Source organism: Streptomyces sp. NPDC101237, assembly GCF_044767465.1.
Taxonomy (GTDB): Bacteria; Actinomycetota; Actinomycetes; order Streptomycetales; family Streptomycetaceae; genus Streptomyces; species Streptomyces gramineus.
In genome coordinates this window covers 206,636-232,209 of record NZ_JBIWNY010000014.1, presented here as the reverse complement: position 1 = coordinate 232,209, position 25,574 = coordinate 206,636, and the positions used below count along the sequence as shown (strand labels likewise).

General features: G+C 71.4%; 23 protein-coding genes. 12 read left to right on the top strand and 11 right to left on the bottom strand.

What is annotated here, in order from left to right; translation table 11 throughout:
* Positions 1 to 2: 2 nt before the first annotated feature.
* From ACIRQ9_RS22950 to ACIRQ9_RS22935, 4 genes are all read right to left on the bottom strand, one after another.
* Entirely contained in the window at positions 3 to 569 is a 567-nt protein-coding gene (locus tag ACIRQ9_RS22950; RefSeq protein WP_404176362.1) for a type 1 glutamine amidotransferase domain-containing protein, read from the bottom strand.
* Positions 570 to 688: 119 nt separating this feature from the next.
* Positions 689 to 1,138, bottom strand: a complete 450-nt coding sequence (locus ACIRQ9_RS22945; RefSeq protein WP_404176359.1) for a DUF1931 family protein — start codon at positions 1,136 to 1,138, stop codon at positions 689 to 691.
* 202 nt (positions 1,139 to 1,340) lie between these two features.
* Positions 1,341 to 2,186, bottom strand: coding sequence for an aldo/keto reductase (locus ACIRQ9_RS22940; RefSeq protein ID WP_404176356.1), 846 nt, complete (start codon positions 2,184 to 2,186; stop codon positions 1,341 to 1,343).
* A 100-nt stretch (positions 2,187 to 2,286) separates the two neighbouring features.
* On the bottom strand, positions 2,287 to 3,480 hold the full coding sequence (locus ACIRQ9_RS22935) for an MFS transporter (protein WP_404176353.1): 1,194 nt from the start codon (positions 3,478 to 3,480) through the stop codon (positions 2,287 to 2,289).
* 260 nt (positions 3,481 to 3,740) lie between these two features.
* On the opposite strand from ACIRQ9_RS22935, the gene ACIRQ9_RS22930 reads away from it, so the two are divergent.
* Complete coding sequence (locus ACIRQ9_RS22930) at positions 3,741 to 4,631, top strand: LysR family transcriptional regulator (RefSeq protein WP_404176349.1); 891 nt, start codon at positions 3,741 to 3,743, stop codon at positions 4,629 to 4,631.
* A gap of 46 nt (positions 4,632 to 4,677) precedes the next feature.
* On the opposite strand, the gene ACIRQ9_RS22925 is transcribed toward ACIRQ9_RS22930, so the two are convergent.
* Entirely contained in the window at positions 4,678 to 6,453 is a 1,776-nt protein-coding gene (locus ACIRQ9_RS22925; protein WP_404176346.1) for a PucR family transcriptional regulator, read from the bottom strand.
* A gap of 296 nt (positions 6,454 to 6,749) precedes the next feature.
* Here ACIRQ9_RS22925 and dnaK point away from each other — a divergent pair, with 296 nt between their 5' ends.
* The 9 genes from dnaK (at position 6,750) to ACIRQ9_RS22880 (ending at position 17,334) form a co-directional block, all read left to right on the top strand.
* Positions 6,750 to 8,645, top strand: coding sequence for a molecular chaperone DnaK (gene dnaK, locus ACIRQ9_RS22920; RefSeq protein ID WP_404176343.1), 1,896 nt, complete (start codon positions 6,750 to 6,752; stop codon positions 8,643 to 8,645).
* Positions 8,646 to 8,650: 5 nt separating this feature from the next.
* On the top strand, positions 8,651 to 9,259 hold the full coding sequence (locus ACIRQ9_RS22915; protein ID WP_404176340.1) for a nucleotide exchange factor GrpE: 609 nt from the start codon (positions 8,651 to 8,653) through the stop codon (positions 9,257 to 9,259).
* A gap of 6 nt (positions 9,260 to 9,265) precedes the next feature.
* Positions 9,266 to 10,219 carry a DnaJ C-terminal domain-containing protein gene (locus ACIRQ9_RS22910; protein ID WP_404176337.1) on the top strand — a complete coding sequence of 318 codons (954 nt, stop codon included), beginning with the start codon at positions 9,266 to 9,268 and terminating at the stop codon, positions 10,217 to 10,219.
* On the top strand, positions 10,216 to 10,623 hold the full coding sequence (locus ACIRQ9_RS22905; protein WP_404176334.1) for a chaperone modulator CbpM: 408 nt from the start codon (positions 10,216 to 10,218) through the stop codon (positions 10,621 to 10,623). Before ACIRQ9_RS22910 ends, ACIRQ9_RS22905 begins: the two co-directional genes overlap by 4 nt.
* The gene (clpB, locus tag ACIRQ9_RS22900; RefSeq protein WP_404176331.1) at positions 10,614 to 13,244 is read left to right on the top strand and encodes an ATP-dependent chaperone ClpB; all 2,631 of its coding nucleotides are present in this window, start codon (positions 10,614 to 10,616) and stop codon (positions 13,242 to 13,244) included. The genes ACIRQ9_RS22905 and clpB overlap by 10 nt, the downstream gene beginning before the upstream one ends.
* A 5-nt stretch (positions 13,245 to 13,249) precedes the next feature.
* Complete coding sequence (gene trxA, locus ACIRQ9_RS22895; RefSeq protein ID WP_404176328.1) at positions 13,250 to 13,696, top strand: thioredoxin; 447 nt, start codon at positions 13,250 to 13,252, stop codon at positions 13,694 to 13,696.
* 5 nt (positions 13,697 to 13,701) lie between these two features.
* On the top strand, positions 13,702 to 13,965 hold the full coding sequence (locus tag ACIRQ9_RS22890) for a UBP-type zinc finger domain-containing protein (protein WP_404176325.1): 264 nt from the start codon (positions 13,702 to 13,704) through the stop codon (positions 13,963 to 13,965).
* Complete coding sequence (locus tag ACIRQ9_RS22885; RefSeq protein WP_404176322.1) at positions 13,965 to 15,779, top strand: FAD-dependent oxidoreductase; 1,815 nt, start codon at positions 13,965 to 13,967, stop codon at positions 15,777 to 15,779. Before ACIRQ9_RS22890 ends, ACIRQ9_RS22885 begins: the two co-directional genes overlap by 1 nt.
* Positions 15,780 to 16,140: 361 nt before the next feature.
* The gene (locus tag ACIRQ9_RS22880; protein WP_404176318.1) at positions 16,141 to 17,334 is read left to right on the top strand and encodes an alcohol dehydrogenase catalytic domain-containing protein; all 1,194 of its coding nucleotides are present in this window, start codon (positions 16,141 to 16,143) and stop codon (positions 17,332 to 17,334) included.
* 98 nt (positions 17,335 to 17,432) lie between these two features.
* Here the strand turns inward: ACIRQ9_RS22880 and ACIRQ9_RS22875 are convergent, their stop codons facing one another.
* The gene (locus tag ACIRQ9_RS22875; protein ID WP_404176315.1) at positions 17,433 to 18,395 is read right to left on the bottom strand and encodes a zinc-binding dehydrogenase; all 963 of its coding nucleotides are present in this window, start codon (positions 18,393 to 18,395) and stop codon (positions 17,433 to 17,435) included.
* 161 nt (positions 18,396 to 18,556) lie between these two features.
* On the opposite strand from ACIRQ9_RS22875, the gene ACIRQ9_RS22870 reads away from it, so the two are divergent.
* Positions 18,557 to 19,201 carry a TetR/AcrR family transcriptional regulator gene (locus tag ACIRQ9_RS22870; protein ID WP_404176312.1) on the top strand — a complete coding sequence of 215 codons (645 nt, stop codon included), beginning with the start codon at positions 18,557 to 18,559 and terminating at the stop codon, positions 19,199 to 19,201.
* Positions 19,202 to 19,493: 292 nt separating this feature from the next.
* Positions 19,494 to 20,204, top strand: coding sequence for a phosphatase PAP2 family protein (locus tag ACIRQ9_RS22865; protein ID WP_404176308.1), 711 nt, complete (start codon positions 19,494 to 19,496; stop codon positions 20,202 to 20,204).
* A gap of 7 nt (positions 20,205 to 20,211) precedes the next feature.
* Here ACIRQ9_RS22865 and ACIRQ9_RS22860 read toward each other — a convergent pair whose 3' ends face one another.
* The 5 genes from ACIRQ9_RS22860 to ACIRQ9_RS22840 form a co-directional block, all read right to left on the bottom strand.
* Positions 20,212 to 21,477 (bottom strand): glutamate-1-semialdehyde 2,1-aminomutase, encoded by a 1,266-nt coding sequence (locus ACIRQ9_RS22860; RefSeq protein ID WP_404176411.1) that lies wholly within the window; start codon positions 21,475 to 21,477, stop codon positions 20,212 to 20,214.
* Positions 21,478 to 21,562: 85 nt separating this feature from the next.
* On the bottom strand, positions 21,563 to 22,105 hold the full coding sequence (rfbC, locus tag ACIRQ9_RS22855) for a dTDP-4-dehydrorhamnose 3,5-epimerase (protein WP_404176305.1): 543 nt from the start codon (positions 22,103 to 22,105) through the stop codon (positions 21,563 to 21,565).
* Positions 22,102 to 23,334, bottom strand: a complete 1,233-nt coding sequence (locus ACIRQ9_RS22850; RefSeq protein WP_404176303.1) for a polysaccharide pyruvyl transferase family protein — start codon at positions 23,332 to 23,334, stop codon at positions 22,102 to 22,104. The genes rfbC and ACIRQ9_RS22850 overlap by 4 nt, the downstream gene beginning before the upstream one ends.
* Complete coding sequence (locus ACIRQ9_RS22845; protein ID WP_404176300.1) at positions 23,331 to 24,281, bottom strand: glycosyltransferase family 2 protein; 951 nt, start codon at positions 24,279 to 24,281, stop codon at positions 23,331 to 23,333. The genes ACIRQ9_RS22850 and ACIRQ9_RS22845 overlap by 4 nt, the downstream gene beginning before the upstream one ends.
* Complete coding sequence (locus tag ACIRQ9_RS22840; protein WP_404176298.1) at positions 24,278 to 25,570, bottom strand: hypothetical protein; 1,293 nt, start codon at positions 25,568 to 25,570, stop codon at positions 24,278 to 24,280. The genes ACIRQ9_RS22845 and ACIRQ9_RS22840 overlap by 4 nt, the downstream gene beginning before the upstream one ends.
* Between the last annotated feature and the right edge of the window lie 4 nt (positions 25,571 to 25,574).

The following is a 25,574-nucleotide window of genomic DNA, read 5'->3' as shown; positions in this document are numbered from 1 at the left end:
GGTCAGCCGGGGACGGCGTGGTGATGCGCGCCGGCGAACAGCTCCACGAGAGCGGCGCAGAAGGCGGGCAGGTCGGCCGGGCTGCGGCTGGTGACCAGCTGCCGGTCGACCACTACCTCTTGGTCGACGACCTCCGCGCCGGCATTGCGCAGGTCGGTGCGGATGCTGGGCCAGGACGTCAGACGGCGGCCGCGCACGGCGTCGGCTTCCGCAAGGGTCCAGGGGCCGTGACAGATGGCTGCGACCGGTTTGCCACTGGCCAGGAAGTCCTTGACGAACCGCACCGCGTCGCGGTCCATGCGCAGTTGGTCGGGGTTCACGGTGCCGCCCGGCAGGAGCAACGCGTCGTAGTCGTCGACCGAGGCGTCGGCGACCAGGCGGTCCACCGGGAAGGTCCCGGCCGCGTCGAGGTCGAACTGGCGGGCCTGGATCTCGCCGGGGTGGAGCGAGACGATCTCGGTCGTCGCCCCTCCTCCCAGCAGCGCGCCGCGCGGCTGATCGAGTTCCACGCGCTCGACGCCGTCGGTTGCCAGAATCCCCACCCGCATCCCCTGGAGTTGCTGTGTCATGGTGCGGTTCCCTTCCCGAGTAACTGGTTGCGGAACGCGGGCCGTAACGTCCGGCGTCTTCGGCGCGCCGCGAGCCTCGTAAGGACATGTCGGTCCCGCGCCACGCCAGGGCGCGACCGCTACAGCAGCCGGTCGAACACCGCCGTGACGCCCTCCCAGTGACTGGTCTGCGGGTTCTTCACGTCCGGATACATGATCTTGAACGTCTCGGCGAGGGCGACGCTGAGACCGCCGATGATCTCGGGGTAGCGCTCCTCGGTCTCCTGGGTAGGGGTCCGGTCGAGGGGTGGGTGTGTGGCCAGTTGCTCCAGAATCGGCTTCAGGTCGACCTCTTCGTCGAGCCGCCGGAACCGGTGGATGCTCTCCTGCAGGCCCTTGGTGATCGGCAGATCCCAGGGTTCGACGGTATCCCTCCCGTTGGCCTTGGCCGACGCCTGGCTGACGACCAGCAGGTCGTAGAGCTTGGCGTCGACGAAACCGCCGTACCGCTTCAGGTCGTTGCGGTCCACGTCGAGGCCCGCGGCGGCACGAAAGAACCTCTCGAACTTCGACACACCCATCACGGTCATGCCTCTCGCCTCCTCACCGGGAACGGACGACGTCGTTCCCTCCCACCCGGCGCCATCGGCTGCTACCCGTTCGAGATTCGCAGAGCCCCCTGCCGGGCGCCTCCGTATCCCAGGCCGAAACAGGCGACTCTCTCTTCCCCTGGCAGAGCAGCGTGCGTGGCGCGGGCGTCCCCGGGGTCGGCAGGCCGTCGAGCCGACGCTTTCAGAGCATCTCCAGGGGCGTGGGCCCACTGGGCGGCGGAAACCCCTTGTCGAGCGCGACGAGCGCCTCCGCGGGAAGGCGGAGGTCCACCGCGCCGCGGTTCTCCCGAACGTGGTCGGGTGATCCGGACCGCGGGATCGCGGCCACCCCCTGTTCCAGAACCCAGGCGAGTGCCACCTGGGCCGGCGTGGCCCCGAGGGCACGGGCCACGGCATCCAGGGTCTCGACCTGCAGGATCCGCCCCTGCTCGACAGGGGAGTAGGCCATGACCGCCACCCCGGCCCGGCGGCACCAGGGGAGCAGATCCCACTCGACGCCGCGCCGGGAGAGGTTGTACAGCACCTGGTCGACGGCTACGGCGTCGCCGCCCGGGAGGGTGGTCAGCTCGGCCAGGTCGGCGACGTCCAGGTTGCTCACGCCCCAGTAACGGATCTTCTCCGCCTCCATCAGATCGGTGAATCCCGCCAGGGTCTCTTCGAGCGGCCACCGTCCGCGCCAGTGCAGCAGGTAGAGGTCCAGGCGTTCGGTACGGAGCCGCCGCAGGCTGCCCTCGCAGGCGGCGACGGTGCCTTTCCGGCCGGCGTGGCCGGGCAGCACCTTGCTGACGAGGAAGACCTCTTCCCGGCGTCCTCGCAGGGCCTCCCCCACGAGTTCCTCGGCTGCGCCGTCGCCGTACATCTCCGCGGTGTCCACGACGGTCATGCCCAGGTCCACGCCCAGGCGCAGCGCGGCGATCTCCTGTTCACGCCGCGCCGGATTCTCGCCCAGGTACCAGGTGCCCTGCCCGAGCGCGGGGATCTCCTCACCCGAGCGGAGGGTGATCGTTCTGGCTGATTGCACAGACATCCGTAGCCTCCTGTTCGCCGCAACTACGTGTCACGGGTGCCATCCCCGAGTACCCAGGTTGCGCCTCCCGGACGACGGGCGTCGCGTGCGCCGCCGGGTGTCAGGAGGGGCGGTCGGACCGCGCCGAGACCTTGCCGGGACGGGGTGCGCGGTCACGCAACGCGACGACGACCGACACGACGGCGCCGCAGGAGAGGACAGCCGCGAAACCGATCATCGCGGTCTGCACGGTGACATGCCGCAGGGCGATGCTGAACAGGACGGACGGCAGACCCATTCCCAGGTACGCGACGACGAAGAACACCGCGAGGACTCCGGCGCGGGAAGCGGGTGCGGCCACGGAGACGGCACGTTCGACGCCTCCCTTGAACAGCAGGCCGGAGCCGGCTCCCGACAGGGACACGGCAACGAGGTAGAGCCAGAGCACCGGGTGGTACAGAGCGACGGCGCACAGGACCAGGCCGGCCGGGAAAACCCCCGCCCCCACGGCCAGGACCCTGGGCAGTGGGAGGCGGCCCAGCACCAGTTGGGCCGCAGCCGCGGAACCGAACATGAGGAAGGCCGCCAGGCCGGCCACGAGGTGCGAGTCGGTGTGCAGGGTGCCGTGGAGCACGCTCGCCCCCAGCGAGGAGATCAGGCCGAGGATCGCGAAGGCGAAGGCGCCGAGGGAGCCGGCCGCGCCGAACGTCCGACGGCCGCCGGGGCGCAGGGCGAACCTGAGGGGCGGTTCGGCGGCGGGCAGTTCCAGGTCCACCGTCTCCGGGGTGGACAGGACCAGCGCCAGGCACACCACCATGGCGAGCGTGAAGATCGCCTGGGCGGTGATCAGGGGCGCGGGAAGCCACTCGGCGGCTGCGCCGGCGATGAGGGGCCCTGCGGCGAGGCCGCCGAGGTTGGCCGCGGTGGCCACGATGCCGGGCAGCGCCGAACCCGTCCGATCCGGACGGGCCTCGTGATGGAGGTCGTGCAGGTACGTCGTCGCGGTCGAGGCCATCAGCCCCAGTGCGGCACCGTTCAGAATCCTGCCCACGATCAGCCCTGGCAGGTCCCGCCACAGCATCAGGACGACCGCCGCGGCGATGCCGACCAGCAGCGCCGGGACGATGACGCGGCGCCGGCCGAGCCGGTCCGACAGGTGCCCCAGCCCGAGGAAGGCGGCCGCCGCGCCCACGACCATCGAGGCGTAGGCCACCGTGACCGTGGTCGCGCCGAAGTGGTCCCGGGCTTCGTACAGCGGCCACAGCGGGGTCGGCGCGGTGCCGAAGGCCATCAGCACGGTGAAGGCCACCGCCACGAACCAGAAGCCGGTCGCGTGCGAGGCACGACGTCCGGCTGGGGCGCGGGGCGACAGCCCGGTGGAAGCGGGTGCTTGGACGGGGTGGCTCGGGTCGCCGGGAGCGTCGGCTGTGACACGACTCAGCGGCGTCGGTGCGGCTGGCAGGGGTACCCCTCCTCGGGCAGAGAGCGATGGTGTCTTCCATCCTCTTCACCAGGCACGATCAATGCCAACGAATGTTTGTGCTGAGGTTGAGCAAAGTGAGAGATACTTCTCCTGTGGAGCTACGTCAGCTGGAGCAGTTCATCGCGGTCGCCGAGGAGCTGAGTTTCACGCGTGCCGCCCGTCGGCTGCACGTGGTGCAATCGGGGGTGTCCGCCGCCATCCGCTCCCTGGAGCGCGAACTCGGCTCCGCGCTGTTCGAGCGCACGTCGCAGCAGGTCCGGCTCACCGGAGCGGGCGCCGCGCTGCTGCCGGAGGCTCGGGCCACCCTGCACGCCGCCCAAGCGGCAAGGGACGCCGTGCGCGAGGCGCAGGACACGCTGCGCGGCACGGTGAACGTGGGTGCCATGGCCTCGGTCGAGGTGGTGGATCTGCCTGCGCTCCTCGGGCAGCTGCACACGCGGCATCCGGCGATCGACGTCCGGCTGCGGCCGGCGACGACCGGCTCGGCGGGACTGGCGCACGCACTGCTCAGCGGGGACCTGGACGTGGCCTTCCTGTCGCTGCCCGAGCACAGGCCTGCCGGGATCGACGCACGAGAGCTGGCCACCGTGCCGCTCGTCCCGGTGGTGAGCGCCGCCCATCCGCTCGCACAGCGGGAAAGAGTCGCACTGGCGGACCTCGCGGGGGAGCCATTCGTGGACTTCCCGCCGGGCTACGGAAACCGCGAGGTGGTCGACCGGGCGTTCGCGGCGGCGGGCGTCGCGCGCCGGGTGGCACTGGAAGTGCCCGACATCGCCATGGGGGCGGACATGGTCCGACACGGTCTGGGCGTCGCCTTCTTGCCCCCGTTCGCCGTCGCCCGCACCTCCGGCCTGCACGCCCTGGACGTCCACGGCACCGTGCTCCGCTGGAGGATGCACCTCGGCACCTCGTCGACCCGGCGGCCCAGCTCGGCCCTGGGGGCGCTGCTCGACCTGGTCGACCTTCACGTCATCGCCCTGTGACGCCGGAGCCACGGCCCTGCCGTCCGCGGTGGGAGTCGCGAGGGCCTCAGCAGGGTCCGCCCAGCACGATCTTCCACACTCGAGTCGCCACCTGGAGGTTCAGCCGGTCCTCGACGTCCGTCAGGTCCTTGCCGCTGATGTCGCGGATACGCTGGAGCCGGTAGCGCAGCGTACTGCGGTGGATCGCGAGGGAGTCGGCCGTCTCGTCGTAGTTGCCGCCGCAGTCGAAGTACCGGTTCAGGGTCTCCACCATGGCCGCGTGGTGCCGGGCGTCGTAGTCGATGAGCTGCCCGAGCCAGTCATGGACGAATGTCTCGAGCTCCTGGAAATCGCTGCCGGGCCCCAGGACACGGTAGAGGCCGAGTTCGTCGAAGAACGTCGCGCCGTAGCACTCCCGGGAGTGGCGGCGAACCTCCAGGGCGCGCTGCGCCTCCTGGTAGCGGTGGGGGATGTCGTTCACGGCCTCGCACGGGGCGCTGACCCCGATCGTTCCGGACCGTGTTCCGGTCTCCCTGGCGAGCGCCTCGTACAACGCGCGGGCATGCGGCCGGTCGCCGGTGATCAGGACGACGTGGTCGGAGCGGCGGGTCAGCAGGGAGCGCATGCCCACCGCGACGGCAGCCCGGCTCACCGTCTGTGCGAAGCAGTCATCGGCGACCTGGTTGGACCACTGGACCACGACGACGTAGTGGCTGCCGTGCAGGTCGTGTCCGACTGCCTCGGACCGGGCGTAGGCACTCGGCTCGTCCGTGCCTGCCAGGAGGTCGTCGGCCAGCTCGCGGTGCAGCCTCAGCTCGACGTCGGCCAGATCGCGCAGGTGCGTCAGTTCCAGGGCGAGGGATGCGGCGGCGCGTTCCAGAGCGAGCACGGCGTGCTCGTCGGCCTCGTCCGTTGGGTCGACCAGGGCCAGCACGCCGAGGATGTCGCCGTGCCGGCGGACCACGGTGGTCAGCCGGTCCTTTATCCGCACCGGGCCGGCCTGACAGGCGACGGCTCGCAGCATGTCGTCCTGACGCACGGGGTCGGGATCGGGATAGGGGTCGGGGCGGCTGGGGCCGGTCCAGGATCTCAGCCGACCGAAACGGTCCTCGACCAGCGCGGGAAGTCCGGTAAGCCCGTACAGGGCGCGGGTGACGGCTTCCTCGCCGTCGCTCGACGCACCCACGTCGGCCATGAGCGCGTAGACGGCCCGCTGATAGCGGAACTCGGCCATGACGGCGATCAACTGTCCCTGGAGCGCTGTGCGCTCTCCCCTCAGCCGGCACAGCTCCAGCGCGTCCTCGCGTTGGCGGCGGCGCGCGAAGGCCACGGACAGTGCGGCCGCGGTGTGCCCCACGAGCACGGCGAGCAAGGAGCGCTCGGCCTCGGACGGCCGGAAACGGGACGTCACCACGAGGTAGCCGCGGAGTCCCTCGAGTCCGCGGAGCGCCAGAGCCCGGCCCCAGGGGCTGCCAGGCACACTCACGGGGCCGTCCCGCCCCGCCAGCTCCCGCACCCTCCGGCCCACGGCCGAGGCGTGCGTCTTCCGGCTCCTCGGGCTGGGCACGAGGCCGCCGCCGACCTCGAGGTATCCGGCCTCGGCGCGATACGGCCCCGCGGCGGCTATGTGGTCCATGGCCAGTCGCAGGATCTCGTCCTCGTCCAGGGTGTCGAACAGGGCGCGGGAGAGCACCAACAGATCGCGGGAGTGGTGATCAGCCGACGGGTGAGCCGGTGGGCGGAGCTGGGTGCGCGCGGACGCGCGGTGCCGTCGGGCACCGCCTCGACTGCCCTCCAGGAACGGACCGCGATGGTAAGGGCTGCGCGTCCAGCTGCCGGCCATGGGATCACTCCGTTCTCCCCGATTCTCTAGGGAGGCGATTCGTACGCCGAGTACCCGGCCCAGGGCGAAATAAACGATATGTCGTACATATTCTTCTCGTACTCCTGGGGCGACGAGGTCCGGGCATTCCTGACTCGCCAGGCGCAGGACCGGAGCCAACCGATTCGTCACGCTGGGAGGTGCCGGAGACCCCGCGTTCGTACCCGTGGGAGACCGGCGAGTCCCACCTCTGCTTGTCTGCTTGACAAACGCAATCCGGAGAGTCGACGCAGGCCCTGCACCGGGAGGAGTTCCTCATGGCCAAGGCAGTGGGCATCGACCTGGGTACCACAAACTCGGTGATCGCCGTGTGGGAGGGCGGAGAGCCGTCCGTCGTACCCAACAGCGAGGGCAACCGCACGACACCGTCCGTGGTGGCCTTCACCGACACCGGGGAACGTCTGGTGGGCCAGCTCGCCCGACGCCAGGCGATCCTCAACCCCAAGGGCACCATCTACTCGGCCAAGCGGTTCATCGGCCGGCACTTCGACGAGATCTCCGAGGAAGCCAGGGCGGTGGCGTACGACGTCGTCGAGGGCGACGGCGGAGCGGCCCGCTTCAAGGTGCGCGACAAGCTGTACGCGCCCGAGGAGATCAGCGCACAGGTGCTGCGCAAACTCGCCGACGACGCGTCCAAGCAACTGGGCGAGCGAGTCACGGAGGCGGTCATCACGGTGCCCGCCTACTTCAACGACGCTCAGCGCACCGCCACCAAGGACGCCGGACGGATCGCCGGGCTGGAGGTGCTGCGCATCATCAACGAGCCGACGGCGGCCGCACTCGCGTACGGCATGGACAAAAAGGAGCACGAGACCGTCCTCGTCTTCGACCTGGGCGGCGGCACCTTCGACGTGAGCATCCTCGACGTCGGCGACGGCGTGGTGGAGGTGCGCTCCACCGCCGGTGACAGCCACCTGGGCGGCGACGACTTCGACCGGCGTCTGGTGGACCACCTCGCCGACGGCTTCCAGAAGGCGAACGGCATCGACCTGCGCAAGGACCCGCAGGCGCTGCAACGACTCTTCGAGGCGGCGGAGAAGGCCAAGACCGAGCTCAGTTCCGTCACGCAGACGCAGGTGAGCCTGCCCTTCATCACCGCCGACGCCTCGGGCCCCAAGCACCTCACCGAGTCCATCATGCGGTCCACTTTCGAGCAGATCACCAGCGACCTGGTGGAGCGCTGCCTGGGACCGGTGCAGCAGGCGATGGCCGACGCGAAGGTAGGCGAGAGCGACATCGACGAGGTCATCCTCGTCGGCGGTTCCACCCGTATCCCCGCCGTCCAGGCTCTGGTACGCCGGCTTACCGGCGGCAAGGAACCCAACATGAGCGTCAACCCCGACGAGGTCGTGGCCCTGGGCGCCGCGATCCAGGCGGGCGTGCTCAAGGGCGAGGTCAAGGACGTCCTGCTGCTCGACGTCACCCCGCTGTCGCTGGGAGTGGAGACGCGCGGCGGAGTGATGACGAAGATCATCGAGCGGAACACCACCATCCCCGCGCGCCGCAGCGAGACCTTCTCCACCGCCGAGGACAACCAGCCGGCCGTCGACATCGTCGTCCTCCAGGGCGAGCGCGAACTGGCCGCCGACAACCGTGTGCTGGGCCGGTTCCAGCTCACCGACATCCGGCCGGCCCCTCGGGGCGAACCGCAGATCGAGGTCACCTTCGACGTCGACGCCAACGGCATCCTCGACGTCAAGGCCCGCGACCAGGACACCGGCAAGGAACAGGGCATCACCATCAGCGAGAGCTCCAACCTGGACCGCGGTGAGGTCGAACGCATGGTCCAGGAGGCCGAGCACAACCGGGGCCAGGACCAGGCACTGCGCGAGGCAGTCGACGCACGCAACGAACTCGACGCCGTCGCGTACCAGGTCGAGAAGCGCCTGGCCGAACTGGGCGACGCGGCGCCGGCGCACGAGAAGGCACGCGCCGAGATGCTCGTGTCCGACGCCCGGGCGGCGGTCAAGGAGGAGGCGGGCGTGGAGCGCACGCGGCCTCTGGCCTCCGAACTGCAGCAGGTGCTCGCCGGTCTGGCGGCCCACCAGGGCGCCGCCGCGACGGGCGACGCTCCCGACCAGGTCACCGCCACCGGCGGCCCCGCCAGCGGCGGTGCCGATGATGTCATCGACGCCGAGTTCGACAAGGGCTGAGCGCCATGCCCATCCACCCCCAGGAACCCGAGCGGGCCGCGTCGGATCCGGGCGGAGGGATCCCCGAGGGCGCCGGACCTGCTCCTCGCAGGGATCTGCCCCAACCGGACCCGCCCCCGTCCGAAGCGGCGAACGGCGAACCGGGACCCGATGCCGCCGGCCGCGCGTCCGCCGAGGACGAGTACACGACCGCGCTCCAGGAACTGGAGGACCGCTGGCGGCGCGCACTCGCCGACCTCGACAACCTTCGCAAGCGTCACGCCAGGGAACTGGAGCGCGAACGGGCGGCCGAGCGGTCCCGCACGGCGGCCGCCTTCCTGCCCGTCGTCGACAACCTCGAACTCGCCCTGACCCACGCCGGCGCCGACCCGGGCGCGATCGTGGAGGGCGTCCGAGCCGTACGCGACCAGGCGGTGAACGTCCTCGAACTGCTCGGCTACCCGCGGCACGCGGAGACCGGCGTCCCCTTCGACCCGGCCCGGCACGAGGTGGTCGGCGTCGTCCAGGACCCCGACGCCCCGCCGGGAACGGTCGTCGAGGTGCTGCGCCCGGGCTACGGGGACGGCGAGCGCCAGCTCAGGCCCGCCGCCGTGACCGTGGCGAAGCGGGAGTGACCGGACATGGCACGGGACTTCTACGAGGTGCTGGGCGTCTCGCGGACCGCGAGCCAGGACGAGATCCAGCAGGCGTATCGCAAACTCGCCCGCAGGTACCACCCGGACGTCAACAAGGACCCCGGGGCGGAGGAGCGTTTCAAGGACCTCAACGAGGCGTACAGCGTCCTGTCCGATCCCAAGACCCGAGCCCGCTACGACCGCTTCGGCGAGGACTTCCGCAAGGTCCCGGAGGACTTCGACGAACGGGTCGGGGCGGGAGCGGGCGGCGGCTTCCGCGGTCGGAGGACCGCGGGCGGTGGAGGTCCGCGCGTCCGGTACGCCACCGGCTTCGGCGACGACTTCGGCGCGGAGGGCATCGACTTCGAGGACCTGTTCGGCTCGATGTTCGGAGCAGGCGCCGCCCGAGGCGGCGTCCCCGGAGCGGACCAGGAGGCCGAACTGCCGCTCACCGTCGAGGAGGCGTTCCGAGGCGGACGTCGTACCGTCACACTCGCCGGCCCCACCGGGCAGCCACGGCGGTACGAGGTCGACGTGCCGCCGGGCGTCACCGACGGGCAGCGCATCCGGCTGGCGGGCGAGGGCGGCCAGGGCAGTGGTGACGCGACCGCGGGCGACCTCTACCTGCGGGTGCGCATCCAGCCCCACCCCCGGTTCCGGCTGGACGGCCGTGACGTGCACGTCCAGGTCCCGGTAGCCCCGTGGGAGGCGGCCCTTGGTGCGACCGTGCCGGTGCCCACACCCGGCGGCGGCACGGCGAAGGTCACGGTGCCCCCGGGTTCCTCCAGCGGCCGGCGGCTGCGGCTGCGCGGCGAGGGCATGCCGAACCGGCGGGGCGCAGACGGTGACCTGTACGCCGAAATCCGCATCATGGTGCCTCCCACCGTCAGCGACCGGGAGCGCGAACTGTTCGAGGAGCTCGCCGCCGCTTCCTCGTTCGATCCCAGGAGGACGCGATGAACGACCGACGCGCGGGAGCCAGAGGCATCGGTCAGGCCGGCGTGGCCGCCCGTCCGGTACGAACGGGCGCCGACATCACCGCCTCGACGGCCGTCCGGTACGCACTCGTCCCCGTCCCCAGGCTCTCCCTGCCCGTCGTGGCCCTTCGCTCGGGACTCCACCCCGATCTGATCCGCCGGTTCGTCGCCCTCGGCCTGGTCGACGCCGAACGCGACTCCGCGGGGCGACTGGTGTTCGACCCCACGGCCCCGGCGCTGCTCGCCCGTGTCCAGCGGCTGCGCACCGGACTCTGCCTCAACTACGCATCCATCGGCCTGGTGCTCGACCTGCTCGACCGCATCAGTCTGCTCGAAGCCGCCCTGCGCGGCCGCGGCACGAGGAGTGAAACACCCCCATGGACATGAACCGTCTCACCCAGAAGTCCCAGCAAGCCCTCCAGGAGGCCCAGAGCACGGCCGTCGGCATGGGGCAGACCGAGGTCGACGGGGAACACCTGCTGCTCGCGCTTCTCGATCAGGAGGACGGTCTGATCCCACGGTTGCTGCTCCAGGCCGGCGCCCGGCCGCAGGAACTGCGCGAGGCCGTGCGGGAGGACCTCTCCCGCCGCCCGAAGGTCACCGGCCCCGGCGCGGCACCCGGCCAGGTCTTCGTCACCCAGCGCCTGTCCCGGCTGCTCGACGCCGCCGAGCGCGAGGCCAAACGCCTCAAGGACGAGTACGTGTCCGTGGAGCACCTGCTGCTCGCCCTGGCCGAGGAGGGCTCCGCGACCACCGCCGGACGCCTGCTCAAGGAGCACGGCGTGACCCGGGATTCGTTCCTGAGCGCGCTCACCCAGGTCCGCGGCAACCAGCGGGTCACCTCCGCCAACCCCGAAGTGGCCTACGAGGCTCTGGAGAAGTACGGCCGCGACCTGGTCCTGGAGGCCCGGTCCGGTCGGTTGGACCCGGTCATCGGCCGTGACGCGGAGATCCGCCGCGTGACCCAGATCCTCAGCCGCAAGACCAAGAACAACCCCGTCCTCATCGGCGATCCCGGCGTCGGCAAGACGGCCATCGTCGAGGGCCTGGCCCAGCGCATCGTTCGCGGCGACGTCCCCGAGGGCCTGCGCGACAAGACGGTGTTCGCTCTCGACATGGGCTCCCTGGTCGCCGGCGCCAAGTACCGCGGCGAGTTCGAGGAACGCCTCAAGGCCGTGCTGTCCGAGGTGAAGGCCGCCCAGGGGCACATCCTGCTCTTCGTCGACGAACTCCACACCGTCGTCGGTGCCGGCGCCGCCGAAGGGGCCATGGACGCGGGCAACATGCTCAAGCCGATGCTCGCCCGCGGCGAACTCCACATGATCGGCGCCACGACCCTCGACGAGTACCGCAAGCACATCGAGAAGGACGCCGCCCTCGAACGCCGTTTCCAGCAGGTGCTGGTCGACGAGCCGAGCGTGGAGGACACCATCTCCATCCTGCGCGGACTGCGCGAACGCCTGGAGGTCTTCCACGGCGTGAAGATCCAGGACACCGCGCTGGTCTCCGCGGCCACCCTCAGCCACCGCTACATCACCGACCGGTTCCTGCCGGACAAGGCCATCGACCTCGTCGACGAGGCGTGCGCCCGGCTGCGCACCGAGATCGACTCGATGCCCGCCGAACTGGACGAACTCACCCGCCGCGTCACCCGCCTGGAGATCGAGGAGGCGGCCCTGTCCAAGGAGACCGACTCCGCCAGCAAGACCCGCCTGGAGGAACTGCGCAGGGAACTGGCCGACCTGCGCAGCGAGGCCGACGCAAAACGCGCCCAGTGGGAGGCCGAACGGCAGGCCATCCGCCGCGTGCAGGAGCTGCGCCAGGAACTGGAGCAGGTCCGCCACGAGGCGGAGGAGGCCGAACGCGCCTACGACCTCAACCGGGCCGCCGAATTGCGCTACGGCCGCCTTCAGGACCTGGAGCGCCGGCTCGCCGCGGAGGAGGAGCAACTGGCCGCCAAGCAAGGGGAGAACCGGCTGCTGCGGGAGGTCGTCACCGAGGAGGAGATCGCCGAGATCGTCGCCGCCTGGACCGGCATCCCCGTCGCCCGTCTCCAGGAGGGCGAACGCGAGAAGCTGCTGCGCCTCGACGAGATCCTGCGCGAGCGCGTCATCGGCCAGGACGAGGCCGTCAAGCTCGTCGCCGACGCCGTCATCCGCGCCCGCTCCGGCATCCGCGACCCGCGCCGCCCCATCGGCTCGTTCATCTTCCTCGGCCCCACCGGCGTCGGGAAGACCGAGCTGGCCAAGACACTCGCGGCGGCCCTGTTCGACTCCGAGGACAACATGGTCCGCCTCGACATGAGCGAGTACCAGGAGCGGCACACCGTCAGCCGGCTCGTGGGCGCCCCGCCCGGATACATCGGTTACGAGGAAGGCGGCCAGCTCACCGAGGCCGTACGCCGCAAGCCGTACTCGGTCGTGCTGTTCGACGAGATCGAGAAGGCGCACACCGATGTCTTCAACACCCTGCTGCAGGTCCTCGACGACGGCCGCATCACCGACTCCCAGGGCCGCACCGTCGACTTCCGCAACACCGTGATCATCATGACGTCCAACATCGGCTCCGAGCACCTCCTCGACGGCGCCACCGCCGAAGGCGAGATCAAGCCGGACGCCCGCGCCCTGGTGATGGGCGAGCTGCGCGGTCACTTCCGCCCGGAGTTCCTCAACCGGGTCGACGACATCGTGCTGTTCAAGCCGCTCGGCGAGCGGCAGATCGAGCGGATCGTGGAGCTGCAGTTCGACGAGCTGCGCCGCCGGCTCGCCGAACGCCGCATCACCGTCGAACTCACCGACGCGGCCCGGGAGGCGATCGCCCACCAGGGCTACGACCCGGTGTACGGGGCCCGGCCGCTGCGCCGCTACATCACCCACGAGGTCGAGACGATGGTCGGGCGCGCCCTGCTGCGCGGTGACGTCCAGGACGGCGCGACGGTCCGCGTCGACGCCGAGCACGGAGAGCTGGTGGTCACCTACGACCAGCCCGGGGACGTGAAGGGAGCGTGAACGGCATGAGCACCATGCAGGCGACGACCGTCAGTTGTCCCCACTGCGGGCGCACCAACCGGGTGCCCGCGGCCGCGGAGGGCCGCCCCAAGTGCGGCCACTGCAAGCAGCCCCTACCGTGGACGGTGGAGGCGGGCGACGACGACTTCGCCGAGGTCGCCGAGCAGGCCGACATCCCCGTCGTGGTCGACCTGTGGGCCACCTGGTGCGGTCCCTGCCGCATGGTCAGCCCCGCGCTGGAGAAGGTCGCCACCGACCTGGCCGGCCGCATCAAACTCGTCAAGGTCGACGTCGACAAGAACCCGCGGCTGTCGCGGCGTTTCGAGGTCCAGGCCGTACCGACACTGCTGATTCTCGACCGGGGCGAGACGATCGCCCGGCAGGCGGGGGCGGCGCCCGCCCCCGCTCTGCGCCAGTGGGTGGAACAGTCGCTCACCGCCCGGAAAGGGTGATCCGGATGACCCTGTACACAGATCCCCATCTCACGCTTGTCCGGCCGGTCCAGCCGCTGACCCCGGAAGGGTGTCAGGAGTGTCTGATGCTCGGCTCCCCGTGGGTCCACCTGAGGCTCTGCCTGACCTGCGGGCACGTCGGCTGCTGCGACTCCTCGCCGAACAAGCACGCGCGCAAGCACGCGGCTGCCGTCGCCCATCCGATCGTGCAGTCCTTCCAGCCCGGCGAGGACTGGCGCTGGTGCTACGTTGACGAGGCGTTCGTCTGATGTCCGGCGACCAGTCGCTGCCGGGCGGAGAACCGGTGCCGGAGAAAGCGGACGAGACCGCCGTCGGGGAGACCCCGGACATCTACGGCGCGTACCCGCGCCTCACGGAGGACCAGACAGCACGTCTGGCGGCGCACGGGCAACGCCGGACCACGGCTCCGAACGACGTGCTGATCCGGGAGGGCGAGCGCTGCGAGACGTTCTTCGTCGTCCTCAGCGGTACCGTCGCCGTCGTCGAGGACCACGGCACCCCCGAGGAGCGTGTGCTGCGCGTGCACGGCCCTGGTCGCTTCATCGGCGAACTCGGCCTGCTCTACGGACAAGTGGCCTTCTACACCGCTGTCGCCAGGGAGGCGGGCGAGGTCCTCCTCGTCCCCCTGGACGAGTTGCGCCACCTGGTGTCCCAGGACGCCACCATCGCGGACGTCGTGCTGCGCGCCTGTCTGTGCCGTCGCGCGCTGCTCGTCGGACAGGGCGCCGGCTTCCGCATCATCGGCTCGCGCTACTCCCCCGACACCAGACGGCTGCGCGAGTTCGCCGTCCGCAACCGACTGCCGCACCGCTGGATCGACCTGGAGACCGACAAGGAGGCCGAGGACCTGCTGCGCCGCTTCGGCGTCGACCCGGCGCAGACACCGCTCGTCATCTGGCGGGACACCACCCTGTTGCGCAACCCCAGCAACGCGGAACTGGCCCGGCTCATCGGCCTGCCGTCCCTGCCCGCCGGAAACCGTCACGGCGACGTCCTCATCGTCGGCTCCGGACCCGCCGGCCTCGCTGCCGCGGTGTACGCCGCCTCCGAGGGTCTGAGCACGACGGTGGTGGAGGCGATGGCCACCGGAGGCCAGGCCGGCACGTCCTCCCGCATCGAGAATCTGCTCGGCTTCCCGTCCGGCATCTCCGGCGCCGAACTCACCGAACGCGCCGTGCTCCAGGCCGAAAAATTCGGCGCCAGGATCAGCCTTCCCCTGGAGGCGACCGGTCTGCGTCCCAAGGACGAGGACCACTACGTGGTGGCCTTCGCCGACGGCAGCGAGATCGCCGCCCGCGCCGTCGTACTGGCCACGGGCGCCCGTTACCGGCGGCTCCAGGTGCCCGGCATCGAACGCCTGGAGGGCACCAGCGTCCACTACTCGGCGACCCTCTACGAGGCCCAGCGGTGCCGCACCGACCCGGTGGCCGTCGTCGGGGGAGGCAACTCGGCGGGCCAGGCGGTGCTGTTCCTCGCCGAGCACGCCCCGAAGGTACACCTGCTGGTCAGAGGAGCCAGTCTCGACGCCAGCATGTCCCGCTACCTGATCGACCAGGTCGAGCGCCATCCGCGGGTGGAGGTCATGCTGCACACCGAAGTCACCGAGGTCATCGGCGAGGAAGTGCTGGAGGAGATCGACGTGGTCGACAACCGCACGGGCGGGCACCGCCGGCTCTCGGTAAGGGGCCTGTTCGTGTTCACCGGCGCCGACCCCCATACCGACTGGCTCGCCGGCGTCATCGCCCTCGACTCCCGCGGCTTCGTCCTCACCGGCCCGGAGGCTCAGGAAGCCTGCGCCCACCCCGACACGTGGGACGCCCACGGGCACCCCTGCGCCACCCTGGAGACCAGCCTGCCCGGTGTCTTCGCGGTAGGGGACGTCCGCAGCGGCTCGGTGAAACGGGTGGCCTCGGCGGCCGGTGAGGGCGCGATGGCCATCCACTTCGTCCACCGGCACCTGGGGCACTCGGCCGTACCCGGCTCCACGGGCACGCCAGCTGTGGCGGGCCACTCGGACGTCTCCCCCCACGTACGGCACAAGGAGTCCGCATGGTTCGCATGACGAATGGCGGACGGATCGCGGAGTCGGCATGGAGCCGAGGGAGTCCTGACCCGCTGGACGGCCTGGGGCTGTGTCGCTGCTCCCCCTCCGCGGCCCGGGGCCCGCCGCCCGCTCGCCGCTGCGTCGGTCGCCCCTCGAAGCCGGCAACCCGCGGACCTTTCAGGCAGGAAGACAGACGCGCTCGGCCAGGAGAATCGCACGCAGCATCCAGGCGACGGCACACGGGCACAGGAGGTCCGATCCCAACAGGCAGACGTCAACTGACAGCCGTACGTTGGGAAAGCCGAAGCCACATAGCCACCTTAAATGATCGCCGGCACCTCCACGGCAGAGTCGCCCTGGATCAGCAGAGGAGATCGTCATGGCAAGCAAGAACCGCGCCGTCGTCTTCCACAACCCGAAAGAGATGCGCGTCGAATCACTCGACTTCCCGAAGCTTCAGATGCCGAACGGGAAAGAGGCTCCGCACGGAGTCATTCTCAGGATCGTCGCCACCAACATCTGCGGCAGCGACCTGCACATCTACCGCGGATCCTTCCCTGTGCCCCAGGGCATGGTGATGGGGCACGAGATGACCGGGGAGGTCATCGAGGTGGGCCCCGACGTCGAGTTCCTCAGCGAGGGCGACCTCGTCTCGGTCCCGTTCAACGTCGCCTGCGGCCGATGCCGCAACTGCAAGGCACGCCGCACCGACGTCTGCGAGACCACGAACCCCAAGGTGTCCTGCGGAGCGTACGGCTTCAACCTGGGCGACTGGACCGGCGGCCAGGCCGAGTATCTGTTCGTCCCGTACGCCGACTTCCAGCTCCTGCGCTTCCCTGACAAGGACCAGGCCATGGCGAAGATCCGTGACCTGGCGCTGCTCTCGGACATCCTGCCCACCGCGTTCCACGGGCTCATGGAGGCCGATGCCAAGCCGGGCTCGACCGTGTACATCGCCGGCGCCGGCCCGGTCGGCCGCTGCGGCGCAGCGGCGGCGCGCCTCCTCGGGGCGTCCTGCATCATCGTCGGCGACTACAGCACGGACCGTCTGGAGCTGGTGAAGAAGAACGGCTGCGAGACGATCGACCTGAGGCAGGACGCGGCACTCACCGACCAGATCGAGGCCATCCTGGGAGAGCCCAGGGTCGACTGCGCAGTCGACTACGTCGGCACCGAGGCACACGGCATCGGCCGTGAGGGCGGGGACATGGACCCGGCCTACGCCATCAACCAGGTGGTCGACGCCACCCGGGCGGGCGGAGCCACCGGAGTCATAGGCGTCTACGGCCCCGACCCGCTCGCGAAATCGAAGGCCGAGCAAGAGGGAACGTACCCGATCGACTTCGGCAAGGCATGGATCAAGTCGCCGCGGATCTCCGCAGGACAGGCACCGATCATGCACTACAACCGCGAACTGATGATGGCCATCCTGTGGGACCGGATGCCCTACTTGAGCTCCATGCTCAACACGACGGTGATCAGCCTCGACGACGCCCCCGAGGCCTACGCGACCTTCGACACGGGAGTCCCCGAGAAGTTCATCATCAACCCCAACGGCCTCATTCCCGCCTGAGGCCCGCCCTACCCGGAACGCAGAACCCGCAGTCCCCGTTCGGAGAGACTGCGGGTTCGCGACAGTCGGTTCGCATCCGAACACGGTCCCGGCCCGGCTCAGGGCGCCAGCACGACTCTGCCGAACACCTTCCCCGCGTCCATGTCACGGTGGGCCAGCACCACGTGGTCCAGCGGCATCACCGCGTGCACGACGGTGCGCAGGTCCCCGTGCGCAGCATCGGCGAAGTGGGACGACCGCACGGCCTGCCGGTCGGGGCCGGGCACGGTGTCAGAGCTGAATGTGGCGAACGACAACGACTTGCGGAAGGCGTCCATCAGCCGCATGCCGAAGTCCGCGGGCGGCTGCCCACCGACCACACCGACAGCCACGTACCGCCCGTTGGGGGTCAACTTGTCGAGGAATGCGGGAAGTTGGGGACCCCCCACGACGTCGACCACCACGTCGAAGCCCGCCGGTGCGTCCGGGCCGCCCTCGCCGGAGCGGTCAAGGACAAGGGTCGCGCCCAGGTCCCGCAGACGGGCGCCACGCTCCGCCGACGAGGTGGTGACGGCCACCGCGCTCGCGCCACCCCTGGCTGCGAGCTGGACCGCCGTAATGCCGATGCTGCCCGCCGCACCGCGTACGAGCACCGTCTCGCCGGACGTGAAACGCGCCCGGTCCAGGGCGAAGTGGGCGACCACGCCGGAGCCGCCGAGGGTCACCGCGTCAGCGCAGGTCAGGCCGTCGGGCAGCACAACGACATCAGCGATCAGGGCGACGGCCTGCTCGGCGTACCCACCGGACAGGCCAGTGAACGCCCACACCCGCCGCCCGATCCAGGAGGCGTCCACGCCTCCTCCCACCGCGGTGACCTTTCCCGCGACCTCGCTGCCGAGGATGTGGCCCTCCCGGAAACCGTAGGCGGCAAGCGTTCCGCGGCGGATCACGGCGTCCACGCCGCCTACCCCGATCGCCTCCGTGGCGATCCGCACCTGCCCCGGGGCGGGATCGGGCACGGGCACATCGACGATCTCCAGGCCATCGGGGGCTCCGAACGTCCTGATCACGACGGCTTTCATCGCGGCTCCTCGGGTCGGTGGAAGGACGGATCACTGCTGGGCCGCGGGCGCCGAGCCGTTCCCCACGGCCGGCACATCACCGGCGACGTACCGGGCGGGGCGGCAGCACCGCCATCGGACCGTAACGGACGCCCCCGTCCGTTTGGCTAAAGTGAGAGACGATGACCAGCCGTTTGCCTCGGACCGTGCGCTCCGACACCCGCGACAACCGGGCCCGCATCCTGGACGCCGCCCGCGCGGTCTTCGGCGAAGAGGGCCTGAGCGCCCCCATGCGCGAGGTCGCCCGGCACGCAGGCGTCGGCCCCGCCACGCTGTACCGGCACTTCCCGGCCAAACAGGCACTGATCGTGGAGACCTTCACCGAACAGCGGCGAGCCTGCCGTGCCGCCGTCCGCGATGCCCTTACGGACCCTGACTCGTGGCACGGATTCCGGAGCCTGATCGAGCGGATCTGCGCACTGCACGCGCAAAGTCGCGGATTCGCCGACGCCTTCATGACGGCCTTCCCCGAGGCCATGGACTTCGCCGCCGACCAGGAGCAGACTCTGCGCGCAGTCGGAGAACTGGCCCGCCGCGCCCAGGAGACCGGCCAGTTGCGCCCCGGCTTCGTCGTCGACGACCTGACCCTCATGCTCATGGCCCACCGGGGCCTCCAGAGCCTGCCGCGTGCCGACCGGGCCACGGCCTCCCGCCGCTTCGCCGCCTACGTGATCGAAGCGTTCCGCGCCGCCCCGGAGACCGTGGCGCCGACGCCGCTGCAGCAACCACCCCGCCCGCAGCGCACAGACTCGCCCGGCACGCCGTAGATTCCGTCACGCGGGGATTCCCGTCCGCCGCTGACAGTGACAAGCCGTACGGACGTGTATCCGGCGTGATCATCTCCGACGGGCACAAGATTCGCAGCCGGCGCGTCACCCCTGTGACGGCCCAGCAGCAGCGCCGGATCCCCGCGGCCCGACTCCAGCCGGACCTCCTCTTGATCCTGCGTTCGGATTTCCCCAAGTCGCCTACGTGGCCGTCTTCTTGGCCGTCCGGACCGGTCGCGGGCGGTTAGGGTGACAGAGAGGCCGGGGGGCGGACACACAACGGGGGGCTCGCGTGGATCGCCTGGCAGGAGCGGATCCCGAGGCCGGCCGGGCCCGGTCCGCGGCGCGTGCGGTGCTGCCGCCCGCGCTGCGCGCGCGGCTCGGGGCGGTCGCGGTGCTCGCCGCGCTGGTGGTCGTCGTCCTCGGTGTCCTGTTCGCCGGTCACGGCGAGCCCGGCAGGGTGGACCGGTGGCTGGTCGCGCCGACGGCGGACAGCGTGCGGGGGCCGTGGCGGCACGTCGCGCTGGCCCTGGACTTCCTGGGCGAACCCGTGGGGTCGGTGCTGCTCGTCGTGGCCTGTGGGGCGGTCTGTCTGCTGCGCCGACGCCTGCGGGCCGCGGTGCTGGTCGTGGCCGGCGTCGGCGTGACCGTGGGCGCGACGACACTGCTCAAGCAGGTGGTGGGACGCACCATCCACGGCGCGGGCAACCTGTCCTACCCGAGCGGGCACACCGCCTTCCTCACCACGCTCGCCGTGATGGCGACGCTGCCCGCGGCCGACCGGCCCGGCGTCGGCAGGGCGGCCGGCACCGCACTCGTGCTGGCCGCCTCGCTGGCCGCCGGGGCGGCCATGGGCTGGGCCGAGGTCGCCCTGGGCGCGCACTATCCGACCGACGCCCTCGGCGGGTGGTGCACCGCGCTGGCGGTGACACCGGCGACGGCGTGGCTGGTCGACCGTCTGGCCGACCGGACGGCCGTCACGGGCGGCGGACGCCTCCGCTGACGTCACCTCACGCCAGGCGGCGGAACACCGGCTTCACCGCCCGTCCGGCCACCCAGGGGGTGGGATCGGCGGCCTCCAGCGCCTTCCGGTACACCGCGCAGGCCTCGGCCACCACCTCGACGGTGCGGTCGATGTCCGTGTCGTCCAGGGCGCTGCTCACCACGAACGACGGGGCGAGCACGCCGCCCGCGAGGAGTCGGCGCAGGAAGAGGGTGCGGTACTGCTGCGAGGGCCGCAGGTTCTCGTCGAGGGTGGCGAAGACCAGGTTGCTGGCCCGGCCCCGGACCACGACGTGATCGCCGACGCCCATGGCCGCCGCGGCGTCGCGGACACCGGCGGCCAGCCGCTCGCCGAGGGCGTGCAGCCGCGCGGTGATCCCCTCCTCGACGTAGACCGTCTGGACGGCCATCGCGGCCGCCAGGGAGTGGGTCTCGGCACCGTGCGTGGTGGACAGCAGGAACACCCGGTCACCGGAGTCACGCAGTCCGCCCCGTTCCATCAGGCCGCGTCGGCCGGCCAGGGCGGAGACGGCGAACCCGTTGCCGAGCGCCTTGCCGAAGGTGGAGAGGTCGGGGACGACGCCGTACAGGCCCTGGGCGCCCGCCTCGGACCAGCGGAAGCCGGTGATCATCTCGTCGAAGATCAGTACGCAGCCGTGCCGGTCGGCCAGTTCGCGCAGGCCGGCGAGGTAGCCGGGCGGTGGCTCGGTCTGGGTGGCGGGTTCCAGGATCAGGCAGGCGACCTCGTCCGGGTACCGGGTCAGCAGTTCCTCGGTGGCGGCCAGGTCGCCGTACGGGAAGGACACGGTGAGTTCCGTGGTGGCCGCCGGAATGCCGGCGGACATCGGGGTGGTGCCGATGAACCAGTCGTCGACGGAGAAGAAGGGATGGTCGGCGCAGAGGGCCACGCGCGGGCGCCCGGTGACGGCACGGGCCAGGCGGACCGCGGCGGTGGTGGCGTCGGACCCGTTCTTCGCGAACTTCACCATCTCGGCCGTCGGCACGGTGGCCAGGAAGCGCTCCGCCGCCTCGACCTCCACGATGGACGGCCGGACGAAGTTGCTGCCGCGGTCCAGTTCCCGCCGGGCCGCCTCGACCACGCGCGGGTGGGCGTGGCCGAGGCTGACCGAGCGCAGGCCGGACCCGTACTCGATGTAGCGGTTGCCGTCGACGTCCCACACGTGGGCTCCGCGGCCGTGGCTGATGACCGGTGCCAGGTTCTCGGGGTACTGGTCGTCGCCCTTTGCGTAGGTGTGCGCGCCCCCGGGGATCATGGCGTGCAGCCGCTCGTTGGCCTTGCGCGAGCGGGGAAGGAGGGTTTCTCGGATGTCTTCGATGGGCACGCCGACCTCGGCTTTCCTAGTGCTGCGAGACCTTGGCGAGGCTCGGTGCCTCCCGGTCCCGTGGGGACATCGATGTGACCGGCAGCGGCCACGGAATGGCGAGCTCCGGGTCGTCGAAGGCGATCGTCACGTCCTCGGCCGGATCGTGCGGACGGTCGATCCGGTACGAGGTGTCCGCGGTCTCCGTCAGTGCCTGGAAGCCGTGCGCGCATCCGGCGGGGATGTACACGGTGGCCTGGGTCTCGCCGGACAGTTCGAAGAAGGCCCGGTTCCGGTAGGTGGGCGAGTTCGGCCGCAGGTCCACGACGACGTCGAAGATCCTGCCGTACGAGCACCGCACCAGCTTGGCCTCGCCGGCGCCGGCGCGCAGGTGCAGGCCGCGCAGCACGCCCCGGACCGACCGGGACACGCTGTCCTGCACGAAGGCGTCCGGGTCCAGTCCCACCGAACGGATCACGTCGGCGTCGAAGGTGCGGCAGAAGAAGCCGCGTTCGTCGGCGTACGGGGTCGGCTCGAACAGGTACGCGCCGGCGATCTCCGGGACCTCGGTCGCTCTCATCGGGACTCCTGCCGGGCGTGGGTGCGGTCGGCGGCCGGGAAGACGGCCGCGGCCAGGGCGGTGAACTGGTGGTCGAGCTGCCGGGCCGCGTCGAGGTTCCGCTCGACGAGGTTCCGCCGCAGCTCGGGCGACGCCTTCTCCAGCGCCCGGAACTGCTCCAGCAGCCGGTCGGCGTCGACCTCGCGGGCCGGGTGGCAGTACGCGCCGAGGCCCATCCGGGCCATGAGGGCGTCGCTCTTGGCCGCGTAGCTGAGGGCGAGCACCGGTGTTGCGGTCTTCAGCGCGCAGATCAGGTTGTGGTAGCGGACGGCCACCACGGTGTCGGCGGCCGCCATCTCCTTCATCAGGTCGGCCAGCGAGGCCGGTTCGGCGGCGGTGACCAGCGGCGAGTCGACCGCGTCGAGGATCGCGGCGACCACCGTCGCGTCGCACCGGTCGCCGGTGAGCAGCCGGACCGGTCTGCCCTCCTCGGCCAGGGTGCGGACGAAGCGGATCGTGCCGTCGAGGTAGCGCTCGTAGATCTCGTCGGCGCGGGCGCGGTCGTCGTTGCCGCCGTGGAAGTCCATGACGCCCACGCACACCGGGCCCGGCTCGCCGGAGGGCTCGCTCGCCGGTGGTGCCGGCAGGGCGAACGCCAGGTCCGGGTAGACCTCGTCGCGGGCGGTGTCCACGCCCATCGCGCGCATGGCGTCGCGGGACTGGGTGTCCCGGTAGGAGCGGTAGGCGGCCAGCCGTGCGGACCAGCGCACCAGGGCCCGGGTGGGCCGGTTGCCGATCTCGGCGGCGCCGACGCTGACCAGCGCGACCCTGGTGCCGAGGAGCCGGCCGCTCGCGCAGAGCAGGAACAGCGCGTAGGGGAAGCCCCACGGGCGCAGCGGCAGGGTGGCCTCCAGGACGCCCATGCCGGGCACGATGACCACGTCGTGGCGGCGTACCCAGGAGGCGGTGCGGAAGACGTCGACGAGTTTGCCGAGCCCCTTCGCCGCGATCGCGCCCGCGCGTGACGCGGTCCGGTACTCCGCGCGGTTCCAGTGCAGGCGGGTGGCGGGGATCCCGAACCGGGCCGTCACCGCCTCGGGTCCGCCGCACAGCGCGTCCACCACGGCGTCGGGGTGCTCGGCGCGCAGGTGTCCGAGGACGGCTTCGAGCGAGCCGTCGTTGCCGAGGTTGCCGGAGCCGAGCAGGCCGAACAGCCCGACGCGCACCGGCGTTCCGGCCGGGGACGTCATGCCGGCCTCCTGCCCTCGCGGCCGGCGACGAGGGCGTCGACGGAGACCGTGAGCAGGGCCGGGTCGACCGGGGCGCGGTCCTCGACCCGCTCGCCGGCGCCCGGCCTGACCCGGCTGGTCAGCCAGGCGGTGAGGTGGCGGTAGCAGGCGCGCCGGTCGGCCGCGGACAGGGGTGCCCGCCGGATCGCCGAGGCGAAGCCCCAGACGTACTCGGCGAGCAGCCGGGGCGTCGGGTGCAGCGGCCCGGCCCGGCGCGGGTCCAGGTTGACGCACCGGGAGCGCTTGGAGGGGTTGGCCCGCTCGGCGCGGGTGGGATGGTCGCGGCGGAAGTACAGCAGTTCCGGCACCTGGTGGAAGGGGCCGTGCAGGGTGATCTCGGCGACGTAGGTGCGGTCCGCGTGGTGGTAGCTGTCCATCGGTTTCACCCGGCGCAGCACGTCGGTCCGCATCACCCCGTAGAAGTCGTCGCCGCCCGGCTCGAACAGCAGACTGCGAAAGCGCTCCGGCGCGTTCGGCGAGTCGGTGGCGAGCGTGTACTCGTAGGGGACCGTGACCTGGCCGTCGCCGTCGATGACCGCCTGCCCGGTGTGCGCGAGGATCACGTCCGGCCGCTCGTCCAGCGCGTCCACGCAGCGGCGCAGCAGGTCGCGGCCGTAGAGGTCGTCGTGCGAGGCCCACTTGAACAGCTCGCCGCGGGCCTCGGCGAGCACCCGGTTGTGGTTCGGCGTCGCACCGATGTTCCGGGGCAGCCGCAGGTACCGGATGCGGGAGTCCTGGGCGGCGTACTTGCGGCAGACGGACTCGGTCCCGTCGGTCGAGGCGTTGTCGGAGACGACCAGTTCGAAGTCCTCGTAGGTCTGGCCGAGCAGGGCGTCGAACGACTCGGCCAGGTACTCCTCGCCGTTGTACACGGGCAGGCCGATGCTCAGCCTGGGTCGGGCGGTCATGAGGTCCTCACTTCGGGAATGGATGGGTCGTGGTGCTCGCGCAGGGCGGAGCGCAGCTGGAGCCACCACACGGCCGAGCCGCCGAGGGTCGCGGCGGCGACGCCCCAGGCCGAGCCGGCCGTGCCGCCGGCGGCCGCGCCGCCGAGACCGCCGCCGACGTAGCAGGCGGACGCGAACAGCTGGCAGCGCAGGCTGCGCCGAGCCGCGCCGAGCGCGCGCAGTCCGGCCGCCGCGCCGGTGCCGAGGCCCGCTCCGGCGACGCTGAGGGTGATCTGCACGATGAGGTGCGAGGAGGAGTGCCAGACGTCGCCGAGCGCCAGCGCGCCGAGCCGGCCGGGCGTCAGCAGCAGCGCGGAGCCCCAGAGCAGCGCTCCGGCGGCCTGCCCGCCGCCCAGGAGGAGGCAGAACCTGCCCAGTTGGTGCGGGGCCCGCCGCAGCACGCGTGCCGCCTCGGGGACGGTGACCAGGGAGAGTCCCATGAGGACGGCGAGGAACGGGCCCATCAGGAGTTCGGCGCCGCGCACCGCGCCCACCGCGCCGACGCCGACGATGACGCCGAGCCCGTACGCCCGTACCTGGCTGGCGCCGCTGAGGCTGACGTTCTCGACCAGGTAGCGGTAGCCGAGGTCGCGTTGTTCGCGCAGCCAGCCGCGTGCCTGCGCCGTCCGGGGCCGGATGCCGGACTGGAGGCAGCCGTAGCCGGCCGCCACCGTGGCGGAGGCGCCCCAGGCGAGCACGAAGGCGGCCACGCTGTCCACGTGGGCGGCCACCACCAGGGCCGGGACCAGCGCGATGCCCCACACGACGTCGTTGAGGAACGCCTTGCGGCCGGTGCCCGCGGCGAAGAACGCGAACCGCCAGGCGTCCTGGAGCAGCAGTCCCGGCAGCATGATGCCGAGGGCGGCGAAGGCGGGTCCGACGCGGCCGCCGAGGCCGAACCCGGCCGCCAGGCAGACCACGCCGAGGACCGAGCCGACGCCGAGCGCGGTGCCCGTCGAACGGGCGGTCGCGCCGCGCCAGGACGCCTCCGGCACGCCGCTGAAGCGCACCACGAGCGGGTCGGTGGCCAGGCCGCGGGAGACGTTGAGCACCACGCCGTAGGTCACCCAGGCCAGGCTGAACACGCCGAACGCGGTGACCCCCAGCGAGCGGGCCACGTAGATGCCCACCGCGAAGTTGCTGATGCTGGAGGCGGCCTGGTCGGCCAGTCCCCAGGACAGCCGGCCGACCAGGGCCCGCCTGGCGGACCCGGCCGGTGCCCTCGTCGTCTTCTCCCCCTCGGTGGTCATCCGC

What these genes read in the sequence shown, in the direction of transcription:
- ACIRQ9_RS22875 (WP_404176315.1), bottom strand. Translation starts at nt 18,395, where the DNA reads ATGAAAGCCGTCGTGATCAGGACGTTCGGAGCCCCCGATGGCCTGGAG.
- ACIRQ9_RS22915 (WP_404176340.1), top strand. Translation starts at nt 8,651, where the DNA reads ATGCCCATCCACCCCCAGGAACCCGAGCGGGCCGCGTCGGATCCGGGC.
- ACIRQ9_RS22925 (WP_404176346.1), bottom strand. Translation starts at nt 6,453, where the DNA reads ATGGCCGGCAGCTGGACGCGCAGCCCTTACCATCGCGGTCCGTTCCTG.
- ACIRQ9_RS22845 (WP_404176300.1), bottom strand. Translation starts at nt 24,281, where the DNA reads ATGACCGCCCGACCCAGGCTGAGCATCGGCCTGCCCGTGTACAACGGC.
- ACIRQ9_RS22885 (WP_404176322.1), top strand. Translation starts at nt 13,965, where the DNA reads ATGTCCGGCGACCAGTCGCTGCCGGGCGGAGAACCGGTGCCGGAGAAA.
- ACIRQ9_RS22870 (WP_404176312.1), top strand. Translation starts at nt 18,557, where the DNA reads ATGACCAGCCGTTTGCCTCGGACCGTGCGCTCCGACACCCGCGACAAC.
- ACIRQ9_RS22905 (WP_404176334.1), top strand. Translation starts at nt 10,216, where the DNA reads ATGAACGACCGACGCGCGGGAGCCAGAGGCATCGGTCAGGCCGGCGTG.
- trxA (WP_404176328.1), top strand. Translation starts at nt 13,250, where the DNA reads ATGAGCACCATGCAGGCGACGACCGTCAGTTGTCCCCACTGCGGGCGC.
- ACIRQ9_RS22940 (WP_404176356.1), bottom strand. Translation starts at nt 2,186, where the DNA reads ATGTCTGTGCAATCAGCCAGAACGATCACCCTCCGCTCGGGTGAGGAG.
- ACIRQ9_RS22890 (WP_404176325.1), top strand. Translation starts at nt 13,702, where the DNA reads ATGACCCTGTACACAGATCCCCATCTCACGCTTGTCCGGCCGGTCCAG.
- dnaK (WP_404176343.1), top strand. Translation starts at nt 6,750, where the DNA reads ATGGCCAAGGCAGTGGGCATCGACCTGGGTACCACAAACTCGGTGATC.
- clpB (WP_404176331.1), top strand. Translation starts at nt 10,614, where the DNA reads ATGGACATGAACCGTCTCACCCAGAAGTCCCAGCAAGCCCTCCAGGAG.
- ACIRQ9_RS22945 (WP_404176359.1), bottom strand. Translation starts at nt 1,138, where the DNA reads ATGACCGTGATGGGTGTGTCGAAGTTCGAGAGGTTCTTTCGTGCCGCC.
- ACIRQ9_RS22880 (WP_404176318.1), top strand. Translation starts at nt 16,141, where the DNA reads ATGGCAAGCAAGAACCGCGCCGTCGTCTTCCACAACCCGAAAGAGATG.
- rfbC (WP_404176305.1), bottom strand. Translation starts at nt 22,105, where the DNA reads ATGAGAGCGACCGAGGTCCCGGAGATCGCCGGCGCGTACCTGTTCGAG.
- ACIRQ9_RS22850 (WP_404176303.1), bottom strand. Translation starts at nt 23,334, where the DNA reads ATGACGTCCCCGGCCGGAACGCCGGTGCGCGTCGGGCTGTTCGGCCTG.
- ACIRQ9_RS22950 (WP_404176362.1), bottom strand. Translation starts at nt 569, where the DNA reads ATGACACAGCAACTCCAGGGGATGCGGGTGGGGATTCTGGCAACCGAC.
- ACIRQ9_RS22910 (WP_404176337.1), top strand. Translation starts at nt 9,266, where the DNA reads ATGGCACGGGACTTCTACGAGGTGCTGGGCGTCTCGCGGACCGCGAGC.
- ACIRQ9_RS22860 (WP_404176411.1), bottom strand. Translation starts at nt 21,477, where the DNA reads ATGATCCCCGGGGGCGCGCACACCTACGCAAAGGGCGACGACCAGTAC.
- ACIRQ9_RS22840 (WP_404176298.1), bottom strand. Translation starts at nt 25,570, where the DNA reads ATGACCACCGAGGGGGAGAAGACGACGAGGGCACCGGCCGGGTCCGCC.